At 62.3% G+C, this 15630-nt stretch carries 13 protein-coding genes; 12 read left to right on the forward strand and 1 reads right to left on the reverse strand.

Going from position 1 to position 15630, the window contains the following annotated elements; all coding sequences use genetic code 11:
* The first annotated feature begins 6 nt into the window (after positions 1-6).
* Genes RID42_06810 through RID42_06825 form a run of 4 tightly spaced genes read left to right on the forward strand, consistent with a single transcriptional unit; the run spans position 7 to position 5580 of the window.
* Positions 7-1347, forward strand: a complete 1341-nt coding sequence (locus RID42_06810; protein MEQ8247376.1) for an MmgE/PrpD family protein — start codon at positions 7-9, stop codon at positions 1345-1347.
* Positions 1348-1373: 26 nt separating this feature from the next.
* Positions 1374-2771: an MmgE/PrpD family protein gene (locus RID42_06815; GenBank protein ID MEQ8247377.1), complete on the forward strand. Its 1398-nt coding sequence runs from the start codon at positions 1374-1376 to the stop codon at positions 2769-2771.
* A gap of 2 nt (positions 2772-2773) precedes the next feature.
* Positions 2774-4168 carry an AMP-binding protein gene (locus tag RID42_06820; GenBank protein MEQ8247378.1) on the forward strand — a complete coding sequence of 465 codons (1395 nt, stop codon included), beginning with the start codon at positions 2774-2776 and terminating at the stop codon, positions 4166-4168.
* Between the two features lie 14 nt (positions 4169-4182).
* On the forward strand, positions 4183-5580 hold the full coding sequence (locus RID42_06825; GenBank protein MEQ8247379.1) for an amidase: 1398 nt from the start codon (positions 4183-4185) through the stop codon (positions 5578-5580).
* A 4-nt stretch (positions 5581-5584) separates the two neighbouring features.
* Here RID42_06825 and RID42_06830 read toward each other — a convergent pair whose 3' ends face one another.
* A complete protein-coding gene (locus RID42_06830; protein ID MEQ8247380.1) occupies positions 5585-6373 on the reverse strand; it encodes an enoyl-CoA hydratase-related protein in 789 nt (262 codons plus the stop codon).
* 98 nt (positions 6374-6471) lie between these two features.
* On the opposite strand from RID42_06830, the gene RID42_06835 reads away from it, so the two are divergent.
* The 8 genes from RID42_06835 (at position 6472) to RID42_06870 (ending at position 15628) form a co-directional block, all read left to right on the forward strand.
* Entirely contained in the window at positions 6472-7044 is a 573-nt protein-coding gene (locus tag RID42_06835; GenBank protein ID MEQ8247381.1) for a phosphohydrolase, read from the forward strand.
* Positions 7045-7329: 285 nt separating this feature from the next.
* Positions 7330-7758: a MaoC family dehydratase gene (locus RID42_06840; GenBank protein ID MEQ8247382.1), complete on the forward strand. Its 429-nt coding sequence runs from the start codon at positions 7330-7332 to the stop codon at positions 7756-7758.
* A 13-nt stretch (positions 7759-7771) separates the two neighbouring features.
* Positions 7772-8776, forward strand: a complete 1005-nt coding sequence (locus RID42_06845; GenBank protein ID MEQ8247383.1) for a bifunctional riboflavin kinase/FAD synthetase — start codon at positions 7772-7774, stop codon at positions 8774-8776.
* Between the two features lie 158 nt (positions 8777-8934).
* Positions 8935-11784, forward strand: a complete 2850-nt coding sequence (gene ileS, locus RID42_06850) for an isoleucine--tRNA ligase (GenBank protein ID MEQ8247384.1) — start codon at positions 8935-8937, stop codon at positions 11782-11784.
* Positions 11784-12263, forward strand: a complete 480-nt coding sequence (lspA, locus tag RID42_06855) for a signal peptidase II (protein ID MEQ8247385.1) — start codon at positions 11784-11786, stop codon at positions 12261-12263. Before ileS ends, lspA begins: the two co-directional genes overlap by 1 nt.
* A complete protein-coding gene (locus RID42_06860) occupies positions 12256-12819 on the forward strand; it encodes a DUF3035 domain-containing protein (protein ID MEQ8247386.1) in 564 nt (187 codons plus the stop codon). The genes lspA and RID42_06860 overlap by 8 nt, the downstream gene beginning before the upstream one ends.
* Positions 12820-12899: 80 nt before the next feature.
* Positions 12900-14279: a pitrilysin family protein gene (locus tag RID42_06865; GenBank protein MEQ8247387.1), complete on the forward strand. Its 1380-nt coding sequence runs from the start codon at positions 12900-12902 to the stop codon at positions 14277-14279.
* Positions 14276-15628: a pitrilysin family protein gene (locus RID42_06870; protein ID MEQ8247388.1), complete on the forward strand. Its 1353-nt coding sequence runs from the start codon at positions 14276-14278 to the stop codon at positions 15626-15628. The genes RID42_06865 and RID42_06870 overlap by 4 nt, the downstream gene beginning before the upstream one ends.
* Positions 15629-15630 lie beyond the last annotated feature (2 nt).

A 15630-nucleotide genomic window follows, 5' to 3' on the forward strand; every position in this document is an offset into this window, starting at 1 on the left:
CTTTTCATGACCAATCAAAGCCTGACCGAGCAACTGATCGCGTTGCTTCACCGACCCATCACGCAGGACGACCGCGCCCGCGCGGCGCTGCATGTCCTCGATTGGATCGGCTGCGCGGTGATCGGGGCGACGACCGCGCCGGGCGAGGTTATGAAGGCGTATGGCCGCTACGAACCGGGCGGGTCGTGCAAGGCGATCGGTGTGGGCGACGTGCGTGCCGAGACGGCGGCGTTCGTCAACGGCGCCTTCGGCAACGTCTTGGAGATGGACGATATCCATCGCACCTCGGTCCTCCACCCCGGACCTGTCGTGATCCCCGCAGCGCTCGCCATGGCCCAGGCGCAAGGGACCGAAACCTCGGCCTTCTTGGACGCCTTGATTCGCGGCTACGAAGTCGTCATTCGTATCGGGGCGTCGGTGGGTCTTGGGCACTACAAGTATTTTCACAGCACGGCCACCTGCGGTCCTTTTGGCGCGGCGGCGGCGGCAGGGAGCGTCTTGGGTTTGAGCGACGACCAACTCGCCGATGCCCTGGGTAATGCCGGCACCCTTGCCGGCGGGCTGTGGCAGCTTCGCAACGAAGACGTCATGTCCAAACAACTTCACAACGCTCACGCCGCGCGGTCGGGCGTTGTCGCGGCAACCTTGGCCCAACGCGGATTGACTGGTCCCCGCAACATTCTCGAAGGGCCCCAGGGGTTCTACGCGGCGATGTGCCCTGATGCAGACTCTGCCGTCGTTATGGCGGATCCAACCGCACCGTGGATGGTCTACGATACGAGTTTCAAGCCATGGCCGGCCTGTCGCCACGCGCATCCGACGATCGACGCTATGTTGCTGCTGCGCGATCGCATCGCAGCACCTGAGGATGTCGAACGGATCGTCGTACGGACCTACGCCGATTCGGTCGCGTTTTGCGACCGGCCCGACCCCCAGAACGTAGTCGACGCAAAGTTCAGCCTTCAGCACGTCGTTGCAGTGGTCCTTGGCGAGGGCAAGCCGACCCTCGCTTCGTTCGAACCCACTGTGTTCCGCCGCGCCGACATAGCCGCGGTCCGGAGCAAAGTGACGGTAGAGGCCGCACAGGTCTACAGCGCGGCTTTTCCCCACCACTACGGCGCCGAGGTCGAGATTTGGGGCAAAGGCGGTTTGCACGAGAAAGCAGTTGTGAGGGATGCGCTTGGCGACCCCGGTAACCCGGTAGGCGACGAGACGGTCGTCGCAAAAGCGCGCGAACTGTTGTCGGCGGGCGGATTGCCCACGCCCAAGGTAGAGGCCATAGTGCAAAAAACGCTGGCTTTGGGCCGCGGCGGTACCATCGACGACGTCACCGAACTGCTGCCCTAGCGAAATACGAGAAGGGGAGGACGAACATGTCTGCCGCACAGGACATTGGCGACGAGGTCAATCCAGTCGAGACACTGGCGGCGCATGTCGTCGGTACCCGGTTTGAGGACCTCCCGCCGGCGGCTGTCCAGGCCGCAAAAACTTTTATCCTCGATTCGATTGGAGTCGGCGTGGCCGGCTCCGACGGACCCTGGATCCGCCAACTGATCGATACGGTCAAGGGATGGGGCTCGGGCGATGAGGCGCGCGTCTTAGTGCACGGAACGAGGCTGCCTGCGGCATCTGCCGCGATCGTCAACGCCTACCAGATCCATTGTTTAGAGTACGACTGCGTCAACGAGGACGCCGTAATTCACCCGATGGCGACCATCCTCGGCGCCGTGACTGCCGAGGCCGATCGCGCCGGCGGCTACAGCGGAAAGGATTTGATCCTGGCTGTCGCGCTCGGTGTCGATGCCTCGTGCGTGCTGGGGATTTCGTCCCGTGCACCGATGCGGTTTTTCCGTCCCTCCACCGCTGGCGCCTTCGGCGCGACGGCGGCAATCGCCAAGCTGCGGGGCTTCGACGAAGCCACTTTGATCAACGCCTTTGGCGCCATCTATGGCCAGATCTCGGGCACTCTCGCCCCCCACCGCGAGGGGTCGCCGGTACTCGGGATGCAGATCGGGTTCTGCGCCCGTGGCGCGATCTCGGCCTGCGATTTGGCCCAGGCGGGCTTGGTCGGTCCCCACGAAGTCATCACCGGGATGTACGGGTATTTGCCGATGTACGAGGGCGACTACGACCATATCGCGGCCTTCGCTTCGCTCGGCAAGACGTGGCAAATCACCCGTGTGTCGCACAAACCTTTTCCCTCGGGGCGTCTGACCCACGGGGTTGTCGATGGCATTCAGCAGTTGCTAAAGAACGACGGGCTAAAGCCCGAACAGGTCGAGCGGATGGTCGCTTTGGTTCCGCCGCTCGCGCACCGCTTGACGGGGCGGCCCGACATTCCGAACCCGGAACCAAACTACGCCAAGCTGTGCATTCCATTTGTTGCGGCTACCGCGCTCCTTGAGGGCACGGTCGATGTGCAGCATTTCAAGGGCGACTGGCTCCGCAATCCCAAGGTGCACGAGATTGCCGCCCGGGTGGAGCCGGTCGAGGACTCCAACCCCAACACCAATGCCGTCGCGCCGCAACGCCTCGAGGTGCACCTCAAGGACGGGCGTATGCTGGCGGTCGACATGCCGCAAATCTTCGGTCACCCGGAGAATCCGCTGTCCTACGAGCAGAATGTCGGCAAGTTCAAGGGCGCTTGGGCGTCCGCGGCGCGGCCGCTGAGTGCTGCGAACGCCGATCGCATGATCGAATATGTCGACAACCTTGAGTCGGTTGCCGACGTTCGTTCCCTTATCGATCTAACAATGGCTGAGACCGAGTAACTATGACGAATCCGACATATTTTGAGGCGCTCGATTACGAGCGCATGGTCCGCGAATACCCGATCGGCGACGCGTTCGCCAAGCTCATGAAAACGATGAGCCGCGATGAGTTGACCGCGCTGCAAGAGACGCGGTTGCTCAAGCTGATCGACCGTGGGTGGAAAATTCCCTTCTATCAGCGGCTCTGGTCGGCGGCCGGAATGGCGCCGGGCGACATCAAGCGCCTTGAGGATAGTGCGAAGATTCCGAGCTATTCCAAGGCCGACCTGATGAAGAGCATCGAAGAACATCCGCCCTTTGGTGATTTCCATGGGATGGAGAATTTCGCCAAAGACAAGCGCCCCCCGGTCGTTTTTCACACAACCTCAGGTACGACCGGCACGCCGCAAAATTTGTTCTTTGGGCCGTGGTCGCGCGAATTGCAGAACGTTATGTTGGCGCGCGCTTATCACATCCAGGGGATTGGTCCTGACGACGTCGTGCATTCGGTCTATGGCCACGGGATGATCAACGGCGGTCACTACGTGCGCGAGACCTTCGTGCACTACAGCCCCGCACTTTACCTCTCGGCCGGTACCGGCAACGAGACGCGCTCGGCGCAGCAGGTACAGAATATGGCCCGCTTCGGCGTAACGGTAATCGTCGGTTTCGCCGACTATATCGTCAAACTTGCGCAGGTCGCTCGTGAAGAAGGTCTGGTGCCGGGCAAAGATATCCCGGTCCGGATGATCGTCGGGCATATGGGTCGCGAAAGCCGCGAAGCGATCTCCGAAGCCTGGGGCGGCGCGGAGATCTACGATCTCTACGGTGTCGGCGATACCGGGATCGTCGCTTTTGAGGCGGCCGACCGCGAAGGGATGTACGTCCACGAGGATGCCTATCTGCTCGACCTGACCGATCCGGATACTGGCGCGGTCGTCCCCGATGGGCGCGAGGGCAATATGGTGATTACCGTCCTGTTTAAGGACGATATTTATCCGGTGATTCGTTTCGACACTAAAGATGTCACGGCGTTTGAGACCAAGCCGTCGTCACTTGGCTACAGCTTCCGTCGTATTCGTGGATTTCTAGGCCGCAGCGATAACATGGTGAAGCTTCGCGGGATCAACCTCTACCCCATCGCGATCGGCGCCATCGCGAACGAACATGCCGCGACGACCGGTGAATATATCTGCCGGGCCGATCGCGACGCCGATGGCCGCGACGAAATGACGATCACGGTTGAGGTTAAGGATCCGGGCGATGCCAGTGTGCGAGATGAAATCGCCGCGGAGCTCAAGACCCGGCTCGGGATCGCCATCAATGTCGAGTTAGCGGCAGGTGGCACGACCGCCGAACTGACCCAAGTGGAAAAGCGGCAGAAGGCCGTGCGATTGATCGACAATCGGTTCAAGTAGACGCGGCGCCCGGCGTGGCCGACCTCGACATCTTTGCGCATGACATTGCCGGATGGGCGCAGGCCCTCGCAGCGGAGGAGGTCCGGGCACTGGACCTCACCGAGGCTTGCCTCGCGCGGATCGCCCGTCAGGACTCTGCGCTCAAGGTCTTTACGACACTAACGGCCGGTGCAGCGAGGGCCGCCGCCCGGGACTCCGACGTCCGCCGCACCCAGCGCGCGTCGCTGGGCCCACTGGACGGCATTCCGGTCGCGCTCAAGGACAATATCGATCTCGTCGGCACCCCGGCGACCGCCGGCATGGCGACCAGAGCGCATATCGTGTCGAGCGAGGATGCGGTCGTGACGACGCGGCTTCGTGCCGCCGGCGCAGTCATCCTCGGCAAGGTCAATATGCACGAGGCGGCGCTCGGTGCGACCAACGAAAACCCGCTGTATGGCCGAACCTATAACCCCCATCGGGTTACCCATACGCCGGGCGGATCGAGCGGCGGTTCCGGCGCCGCGGTGGCGGCGGGGTTCTGTCTGGCCGCGCTTGGGACCGATACGTTGGGGTCCATTCGGGTGCCGGCCTCCTATTGCGGTGTCGCCGGAATCAAGGGCACGCGCGGTCTCGTGTCCCCGCGCGGCGTTGTCCCGCTGTCCTGGACCTTCGATCACGTCGGTCCTTTGGCCCAGTCGGTGCGCGACCTCGGGCTCTTGCTCGACGTCCTCGCTGGCTTCGATCCGGCGTGCGCCGAGTCTGTCGCGGCGCCCGCTACGCCGACCTACGACCCCGGGGCACCGGCGAGCCTAGCCGGTGTCCGCCTCGGCCGGTTGGATCTCAGCGACGCCGCGGTCGATCCCGATGTCGCGGCGGGGTTCGGGGCCGCGATCGATGTCCTCGCCGGACTAGGGGCGGAGATCGCCCCGGTCAGCATCAGCGGTTACGATTTCAGCGGGTTGCGTCGCGCCGGTCTCATGATTTCCGAAGCCGAGGGCGCGGTCGTCCATGCGACCGACCTTGCCGAGCATCCTGAGCGATTTTCCGACGAGTTTCGCGCGATGCTCGGTTACGGTGCCGGCTTGAGCGCCGTCCGTTTGGTCCGTGCGCAGCGCGATATCGCCGCCGCGCAACAACAGATCAGGACGGCCTTTTCTGGTTTCGATGCGGTCGTCATGCCGACAACGCCGCAGACAGCGTTCGATTTCTCGGACGGTGTCCCGGTCAATCAAGCGGATCTGACCGCGATCGCCAACCTGACCGATCGTCCGGCGGTGTCGGTGCCGATGGGTTTTTCCGCGAACGGCCTACCGATGGGGCTCCAGGTCGTCGGACCACGGTTTAGCGAAGCCGAAATCCTGCGTTACGCCCGCGCTTACGAATTGGCCGCAGATCACAACATGCGCGTGCGGGACAAGGCCTTCGCCTGAAGACCTAAGAATACTTGAAGACCGGCTTCCGCTTTTCCATGAAGGCCGTACGTCCTTCCACATAGTCCGCGCCGCGAAAAGCGTCGTCGAACAGTCGCAGCGTTTCGTCGGTATCTTCGGCGCCGCCGTCGAGAATCATGCGCACGATTCGCTTGGTGGCACGGACCGAAAACTGGCTCAACCCGGCGATCGTTTCGCAGTAGTGCCGGGTTTCGGATTCGATCGTATCGGGCGACAACAGCCGATCGATCAATCCGATCCGCAACGCTTCGGGAGCGTCGACGAGGCGACCCGTATACAGCATGTCCATGGCGCGTGCCGGTCCGATCTTATCGACGACCAGTTTGGTGTCGTGCAGGCTATAGACCAACCCTAGCTTGGCAGGCGGGATGCCGAAGCGTGAGGTCTCGTCGGCGAAACGCAAATCGCACGCCACCGCAATGCCGCAACCGCCGCCGACGCAGGGGCCCTGGATCATCGCGATCGTGGGTTTGGCGAACCGCGAGAGCTGCCGTTCAGCGGTTTGGACGATGAGGTTGTAGGCTTTCGAGGTCTCCGGCGTGGCGTGAACTTTTTCGAACTCGCTGATGTCCGCGCCGGCGGCAAAGGCCCGGTGATCGACACCGCGAACGACGACGACCTTGATTGTCGGGTCGCGTTCGGCGTCGTCGAGAAGGCCCGGCATGGCCGCCCACATCGCTTCGGACAGCGCGTTGCGCTTGTCGGGCTGGTTCAGGGTCAACCAGCCGATCGGGCCGTCTTTTTCTAAGAAAATAGCCGGTTTGCCGCTCATCGTGTCCTCCACGCTAGGGGCGGGCATCTACCCATAGCCCCACGCGGCTTGTCAACGCGCGCGCCATTCGCTGTACTGATGCGAATAGGGAGGACGCAATGAACGATCAAGTCAGCTTTACCCGTCTCGATCAGGCGACGCCGGACGATTTTGAGATCATGCATCGGCACATGTCGGCGGAGCACGCCGGACTTGCCGATCGCGTGCTGGCGCTGCTGCGCGGCCTAGGCGGGCAGTGTCCGGGGCTCAAAGTCGACCGCCTCGAACACTCACTACAGACCGCGACACGGGCGCATGCGGACGGCGCGGACGAGGAAATGGTCGTTTGCGCTTTGCTGCACGACATCGGTGATGAGCTGGCGCCGGACAATCACGGCGCCTTCGTCAGCGAAATCATGCGCCCCTTCGTGTCTGCCGATAACTACAATATTTTGCGCTACCACCCCGAATTCCAGGGATACTTCTTCTTCGACAAAATCGGTGCCGATCCGAACATGCGCGACCGTCATCGCGGTAAACCTTGGTTCGACAAGGCACATGAATTCTGCGAGCGCTGGGATATGCCAGCCTTCGACCCAGACTACACCAGCAAGCCGGTGGAGTTCTTCGAGCCAATGGTCCGGCGCGTATTCGACCGGGAACCTAGCCACAACGGTGTGGTCATCCCCTAGGGGCATGTCTCAATTTAAGATTCAGTGGAAAATCAATTCCTTAAGTTCTACGCGCGACTGCCTCCATCGGCGCTTGGTGGGGGTAAACAGCTTAAGCGCGTACTTGGACAGGGGAACAGGCCGCTTCTCTCAGACGATAACCACCGGCCTGGCCAGTAATGTGTGCCTAGCCTGTTCCCTCACGCCGCCAGGCCGGCGTTACCGCTCATCTCCTCGACCCCAGTCCGGTTGCATCGTGCGACCGGCGGCGCTATGCCACACGCCTGACCTAACGGTGGGGGCGCGATGAGCGGGCGAGACGGGTATTTCATCGAAGATCTTTCGGTCGGTATGGCCGACGAAATCAGCAATGTCGTGACCGATGCGATGGTCGAGCAATTTGCTTCGGTATCCGGCGACGACAACCCGCTACACCTCGACGACGACTATGCCGCGACCACCGTGTTCAAGGGCCGGATCGCCCATGGGATGCTGGGGGCAAGCTTCATTTCGGCCATCATCGGGACGCGCCTGCCAGGTCCAGGGACCATCTACATGAACCAAAGCCTCAAGTTTCGCGCCCCGGTGCGGCTCAACGACGTCGTCGTGACCCGGGTCGAGGTTGCCGACATCAACACCGAGAAAAAGCGGGTCACGTTGCGCACGACCTGTAAGGTTGCCGATACTGTTGTGATCGATGGGGAGGCACTGGTGATGGTGCCCTCGCGGGGTTGAGTACACGGCTTCCATGAAGGTCGTTCACGGTTTCGATCAACTCCCGCGGGCGCTCCACGGCGCGGCTTACGCCGTCGGCAATTTCGACGGACTCCACCTTGGCCACAGGGCGGTCATCGACCAAGCGAAGGACATCGCCCAGGCGCGTGGGGTTCCCTGCGGCGTTATCACCTTTGAACCCCATCCACGCCATTACTTCAGTCCGAACGACCCGCCGTTCCGCCTGACGCCGCTATCGCGCAAAGTGGCCATCCTCGAAGACTGGGGCGTCGACTGTATGGTCGCGGTACCGTTCGACGCGGCGTTGGCCAACACGTCGGCGGAGTCCTTTGTTGCGGACGGGTTGGTCGGCGGTTTGCGTGTCGGTCACCTGGTTGTCGGTCACGACTTTGCCTTCGGTCACAAACGCGGTGGCAATACCGCCTTCTTGACCGAGCGGGCGACCGCATTCGGGTTTGGAGTCACCATCGTTGAAGCCCACTTGGCGCCATCCGGCGCGCTCTATTCGTCGCGAGCGATTCGCGAGTTGCTGCAAAGCGGACGTCCCGGCGACGCAGCTGAATCCCTGGGCCGTTGGTGGGCGATCGACGGGGTCGTCCAGCACGGCGATGCGCGGGGGCGCGACCTGGGATTCCCGACCGCAAACCTTGCGCTTGGCGCTTACCTGCAACCGTCGTTGGGCATTTATGCCGTTCGTGCCGCGGTCGATCACGGCGGGGAATCGACGTGGTACGACGGCGCGGCGAACCTGGGGCTGCGCCCGACGTTCGACGGTCGAACGATCCTGCTCGAGGTGCATCTCTTGGATTTTTCCGGAGATCTCTACGGTAAGCGCATGGACGTGGCCATGATCGAATACCTGCGGCCCGAAGAGCGGTTTGCGGACCTCGACAGCCTGATCGTCCAAATGCGGACCGATTGTGCCAATGCGCGGCAAATCCTGGCCTTGCCGCGATACGCTGCGGGCCGGTTCCACGGGACGACCCCGCCGCACACCCGTGACGAGCCCCTGCCATAAGCCCGGAATCCTCGACAGCCCGCGGCGCCCCTGCTACATAATCGGCCATGTCCAGGCAAAATCGGCAACGGATTCCGCGAATTATTACCCCGGCTCTCTAACCGAAGCCGGACTCCATTCGCCGTTTTCCTCTCCCGATCTGGATTTGAGTTTCTCCGATGTCCCAAGACTATAAATCGACCGTCTTCTTGCCCCAGACGGATTTTCCCATGCGCGCCGGCTTGCCCCAGCGCGAGCCCGAGTTCCTCGCGCGCTGGGCTAAGATGAAGCTCTACGAGCGCTTGCGCGAACAAAGCCGTGGCCGCGAGAAGTTCGTCCTGCATGACGGCCCGCCTTACGCCAACGGCCATCTCCATATCGGCACGGCGCTCAACAAGATTCTGAAAGATGTCGTCAATCGCTCCCAGCAAATGATGGGCAAGGACGCCAACTATGTACCGGGCTGGGATTGTCACGGCTTGCCCATCGAATGGCAGGTCGAGCAAAACTACCGCAAGGCCGGGAAGAACAAGGACGAGGTGCCGGTCGTCCAGTTTCGCCAGGAATGCCGCGACTTCGCCGACGGATGGATCGGCGTTCAGGGCGACGAGTTCAAACGTCTCGGCGTCCTCGGCGATTGGGACAATTACTACGCGACGATGGCCTTCGCCGCCGAAGCACAGATCGCCCGCGAGATCTGCAAGTTTTTGATGAACGGCGGACTTTACCGGGGGTCGAAGCCGGTGATGTGGTCGGTTGTCGAAAAGACCGCCCTCGCCGAGGCCGAGGTCGAGTACCACGATCATACCTCGACGACCGTCATGGTCCGCTTTCCCGTTGCCGCCGCCCCCGGAAACCCCGATGTGGCGGGCGCGCAGGTGGTCATCTGGACGACAACCCCGTGGACCCTGCCAGGCAACCGGGCGGTGGCATACGGCGCCGAGATCGACTACGTCGTGTGCGAGGTTACGGCGATCGAGGACGGGAGCACCGTCGTACCGGGCGAACGGGTCGTGATCGCGGCCGCGCTTGTCGAGTCGGTCAAAGCCGAGGCCGGGGTCGCAGCCTGGACGGTGTCGGCACCGTTCGCGGGCCAGACCTTGGAAGGCGCCATCGCGCGGCATCCGTTCGCCGGGCACGGGTACGAATTCGATGTGCCGCTACTAGCCGGAGATTTCGTTGTTACCGACCAAGGCACCGGTTTCGTCCATATCGCCCCGGGTCACGGTGCGGACGACTACGACCTTGGCCAAAAGCACGGCATCGCCGTTCCCGAGACCGTCGATGCCGCAGGCGTTTATATCGAGAGCGTGCCGCTGTTTGCGGGTCACAAAGTGCTGCACCCAAGCGGCAAAGAGGGCGACGCGAACGGGGTCGTCATCGCGGCCTTGCTCGCCCACGGCAAGCTCTTCGCCACCGGGAAACTCGTCCACCAGTACCCCCATTCTTGGCGCTCCAAGGCACCTGTTATCTTCCGCAATACGCCGCAATGGTTTATCAGCATGTCGGCGAACGACTTGCGCGCCAAGGCACTCAAGGCGATCGACGAGGTTCGCTGGGTACCTCAGCAGGGCCGCAACCGCATTCGCTCCATGATCGAGCACCGTCCGGAGTGGGTCATCTCACGACAGCGCGCCTGGGGCGTTCCGATCACTGTCTTTGTTAACCGCAAGACCCGCGAACCGCTGCGCGACGATACCGTCAACGAGCGCATTGCCGCCGCGTTCGAAGAGGAGGGCGCGGATGCCTGGTTTGCCGACGAAACCGGCGCCCGTTTCCTTGGCAAGGACTATGACCCATCGGACTACGAAAAAGTTACTGACATCGTCGATGTGTGGTTCGATTCCGGGTCGACTCATAGTTTCGTCTTGGAACAGCGCCCCGATCTCAAATGGCCCGCATCCCTCTACCTCGAGGGGTCGGACCAGCACCGCGGTTGGTTCCATTCGTCGCTCCTCGAGTCCTGCGGCACCCGCGGGCGTGCGCCCTACGAAGCAGTGCTGACCCATGGCTTCGTCATGGACGGCGAGGGACGTAAGATGTCAAAGTCCCTCGGCAATGTCGTGAGCCCGATCGACGTCACGAACCAAAGCGGTGCCGACATCCTGCGTTTGTGGGTCGTCGCATCGGACTACACCGACGATCTACGGGTCAGCAAAGAGATCATCCAGAGTCAGGCCGACGCCTATCGCAAGCTCCGCAATACGCTGCGGTACATGTTGGGCAACCTCAACGGGTTCTCCGACGAGGAAAAGGTGCCGGCGGCGGAGATGCCAGAGCTTGAGCGGTGGGTGTTGCACCGCCTGTGGGTTTTGGACCGGCATGTACGTCAGTGCTGCAACGATTTCGATTTTCACGACATGTACGTGCAGCTTTACAACTTCTGCACCAACGATCTATCCGCGGTCTACTTCGATATCCGCAAAGACGCACTCTATTGCGACAGCGCCCAATCCCCCGTTCGCCGCGCGGTTCGGACCGTTCTCGATCAATTGTTTCGGTGTTTGACCGCATGGCTTGCGCCCTTCATTTGCTTCACGGCAGAGGAGGCGTGGCTTGCCCGCTTCCCGGGTGAGGACGAGAGCGTTCATTTGCAGGTGTTCCCGGATATCCCCGCGGCGTGGCGCAATGACGCGCTGGCCGAAAAGTGGTCTAAGGTCGCGCGCCTTCGCCGTGTCGTTACTGGCGCGCTGGAAATCGAGCGACGCGAGAAGCGGATCGGCTCCTCCCTTCAGGCGGCACCGACGGTCTTTGTGGATCAAGGGACGGCGCAGGCCTGCGCTGGTGTCGATCTTGCCGAGGTTTGCATTACCTCCGCCCTCCAACTCAACGTCGGTGACGGACCCGCAGACGCGTACCGGATCGAGGACGTTCCGGGCATATCGGTGGTCCCGACAACGGCAACCGGGGGTAAATGCCAGCGGTGCTGGAAGGTACTGCCCGAGGTTGCGGCGGCACCCGACGAAGGGGCGGATGTCTGCACACGCTGCGCCGATGCGATTGGGCCACGCGATGGGTCGCCCGACTAATGTTGCGTCTTGGCTTGCTTGTGGCAATCGGGGTCATCGCCGTCGACCAGGTGACGAAGTATTGGGCGCTCGACACGATCCTGCTTGGTCAGCGGATCCCGGTCACCGACTTTTTCAACCTCGTCTTGACCTTCAATCCTGGAATTAGCTTCAGCCTTTTCCAGGAGGCGTGGGGCCGTTGGGTGTTCAGCGCCTTGGCGCTCGCTATTGTCGTCGGTCTTGCGGTCTGGTTGCGACGGCAATCCGCTGTGTGGTTGGGAGTTGCGGGTGGCGCCATCATCGGCGGTGCTTTGGGGAATACGATCGATCGTGTGGTTCACGGTGCAGTGGTCGATTTCTTGGATTTCCATGCGTTCGGGTATCATTGGCCCGCGTTTAACGCTGCCGACTCGGCAATCGTGACGGGTGTGGTTATGATCCTCACGGAGGGCGTTATTGTTGGTCGCCGCAAAACGGTAAACGAAAATGACGATGTCTAGTGGCCGAACCGTGTTTGGCGCGGCGAGCCTGTTGATCGGTGTTCTAGTGCTCGCGGGTTGCTCGAATCCGGCGCGGACTCTCGGTCTCGACCCGCCGCCGCCCGACGAATTTACCGTCGTCAGCAAAGCGCCGTTGACGATCCCCCCCGATTTCAATTTGCGCCCGCCCCAGCCGGGCGCCGTGCGGCCCCAGGAGCAGGGCCCGACAGCGCGGGCGCGATCGGCGCTTGTCGGTGACGCGCAGGGGTCGCCGACCGCCGCGCAAACGCCGGGCGAAACCGCTTTGCTACAGATCGCTCGGGCCACCGATGTCGATCCCGCGATCCGGCAGATTATCAATACGGAGACTACGCAACTGGCCGAACGCGACGATGGGTTTGTCGAGCGGTTGCTGGAGCGTGTGCGCGGCCCGGCGGACAACCCGGACGTGGTTAATCCGACTGCGGAGGAGCGGCGCCTTCGCCAGGAGCAAGCCTCCGCCAACGCCGGTGCGAACGCCCAACAGACGCCGACCATTCGGCGAAAGAGCCGTTCGATCCTGTCGGGGGTCTTCTAACCGTCGCTCTGACTATCATGTGACCGGCGGCTCAGCCTTACCCCCTTGAATCCTGCCCGCCGCCGTGAGTACCTAGGACCATGGCAGTTGCTCTGAAAGAACTTCTTCGTCGCGCCGCGCGTGGCGTTGGCGCGCTCGGTCTCGGCGTTATACTGGCCGCAACGTTGCTTTGGGTCCCCGCCGACGCAGACGGTTTGTTCAACCCGAAGTCCTTCGAGTTGGCGAACGGTCTGCAGGTCGTCTTGATCGAAGACCACCGCGCCCCGGTCGTGACTCAAATGGTCTGGTACAAGGCTGGGTCGGCGGACGAGCCCCGCGGTAAATCGGGCATTGCCCATTTCCTCGAGCATTTGATGTTCAAGGGCACCCGCGATGTCCCCGCAGGCGAGTTCTCCGAAGTGGTCACCAGAAACGGCGGACGCGAGAACGCCTTCACCTCATTCGACTATACCGGATACTTCCAGACCGTCGCCGCCGACCGCCTCGAAACGATGATGCGGCTTGAAGCCGACCGCATGACCAATCTGACGCTCACCGAGGAACAGGTGAATGCGGAACGCTTGGTGATTCTCGAGGAGCGCCGTTCCCGCGTCGACAATACGCCGACGGGTCTGTTTTTCGAACAAATGAATGCCGCCCAGTATCTCGCCTACCCCTACCGGGTGCCGGTGATCGGATGGGAAAGCGAAATCAAAAGCCTTGGCCTGGACGATGCGATTGAGTGGTATCGGACCTACTACGCGCCCAATAACGCGATCCTTATCGTTGCGGGAGACGTTACGGTCGAACAACTTCGCCCGCTCGCCGAGAAATACTATGGCGCGATTCCGCGCCGCGACACGCCGGCCCGGACACGGGCGGAGGAGCCGCCGCAGCTCGCCGCGCGTAGGCTGGAAATGTTCCACCCCCAGGTCACGCAAGATACCTGGCGGCGCTCCTACCTCGCACCCAGCTACAACTGGGGCGAAGAGAAACACGCGTTGCCGTTGCAGATTCTGGCTCAAGTTCTCGGTGGACCCGCCACCAGCCGGCTCTACCGCGGTATGGTTGTCGAGCGGCAAGTAGCGGTACTGGCGAGTGCCTTCTATTCGGCTACCGATGTCGGGCCGAGCCAGTTCTTTCTCTTCGCGGTACCTCGTGGCGATGCGACGCTTGCCGAAATCGAAGCCCAGATGGATGCACTGGTCGCGGATGTCCTCGAAAATGGCATCACGCAAGACGAGCTTGACCGCACCAGGCGGAACCTTCTGGCCCAGGCGGTTTATGCCCGCGATAACGTTCAGGGGGCCGCACGGATTTTCGGAGAAGCGTTGACAAACGGTCGGACGATCGAAGACGTCGAAAGCTGGCCCGACCGGATGGGTCAGGTCACATTAGAGGAGGTGAACGCCGCCGCGCGATACGTCTTCGACAAGCGGCGTTCGGTTACCGGTCTGTTGCGAGCGGGGGAGCCGAGTTGATCGGGTTTCTGAAGGCGCCGTTTGGCGTTTTTCTGGCGCTTTTCGCCGTCGCGGTGGGGCTCCTGCTATGGGCGACACCGCTGCGCGCCGCCAACATCCAAGAGGTGCGCTCTCCGGGCGGCGTGACGGCTTGGCTCGTCGAAGAACCTTCGATCCCCATGCTCGCGGTCGAGATTCATTTCCGCGGCGGCACCTCGCTCGACCCGGCAGGCAAAGAAGGTTTGGCCAACCTTCTTTCCGGTCTTCTCGACGAGGGCGCCGGCGCGCTGGATTCCCAATCCTTTCAAGCCCGTCTCGAAGACCTCGCGATTTCTTTGTCATTCGACGCCGGGCGCGACGGTTTCAGCGGGAGTTTGCGAACCCTGACCGAGAACGCCGAGGCGGCGTTCGACTTGCTGCGTCTAGCCCTTTCCGAACCGCGCTTCGACCCCGAACCGGTCGAACGTATTCGCTCTCAGGTGATCAGCGGTATTCGGGCGCGTGCAGAAAACCCCAACACGATCGCGGGGGAGACACTCTTTCGGACGCTTTACCCCGATCACCCCTATGGCCGGCCCGCTCGCGGTACCCCGAAGTCGGTTGCGGCCATTACCGTCGACGATTTGCGGACCTTCGTTGCCGAGCGGTTCGCGAAGGAAAATCTGATCGTCGGCGTCGTCGGCGATATCTCCCCCGAACGCCTGTCGGTGCTGCTCGATCGAACGTTCGGTGGATTGCCGGCGGGTGGGCAAGATATCGACGTGCCCGAGACGCCGGCAGTGGCCGCAGGCCGGGTCGAGGTGATCCGCCGCCCCATTCCCCAAAGCGTCCTGATGTGGGCGATGCCCGGCATCAAACGCAACGATCCGGACTATTTCGCCGCCGTCCTGATGAATCGCGTCTTGGGCGGCGGCAGCTTTACGTCGCGGTTGTACGCCGAAGTGCGGGAAAAGCGCGGTTTGGCCTATTCGGTCTACAGCGCCGTTGTCCCCTATGAACGCTCCGGCATCATCCTGGGGGGCGTCGGGACACAAAATGGCCAGCTTGGCGAATCTTTGTCCCTGATTCGCACGGAAATCGACAAAGTGGCACGCGACGGTATCACCGCGTCGGAACTGAAGGCGGCCAAAACCTATACGACCGGCGCATTTCCGCTCAGTCTCGATACTAACGCGCGGATCGCCAACGTCCTGGTGACGTTGCAGATTTTGGACCTCGGAATCGATTACCTCGAGCGCCGTGCCGAGCTCGTGAATCGGGTGACGCTCGACGATGTCAAACGGGTGGCACGGCGTCTCTTGGATATCGAAGCCATGACGGTCGTTGTTGTCGGCGACCCCGTCGGCGTGGAGTCGACGCCGTCGCCCTAGGG

The sequence above is a fragment of the Alphaproteobacteria bacterium genome (genome assembly GCA_040216735.1).
Taxonomy (GTDB): Bacteria; Pseudomonadota; Alphaproteobacteria; order SHVP01; family SHVP01; genus CALJDF01.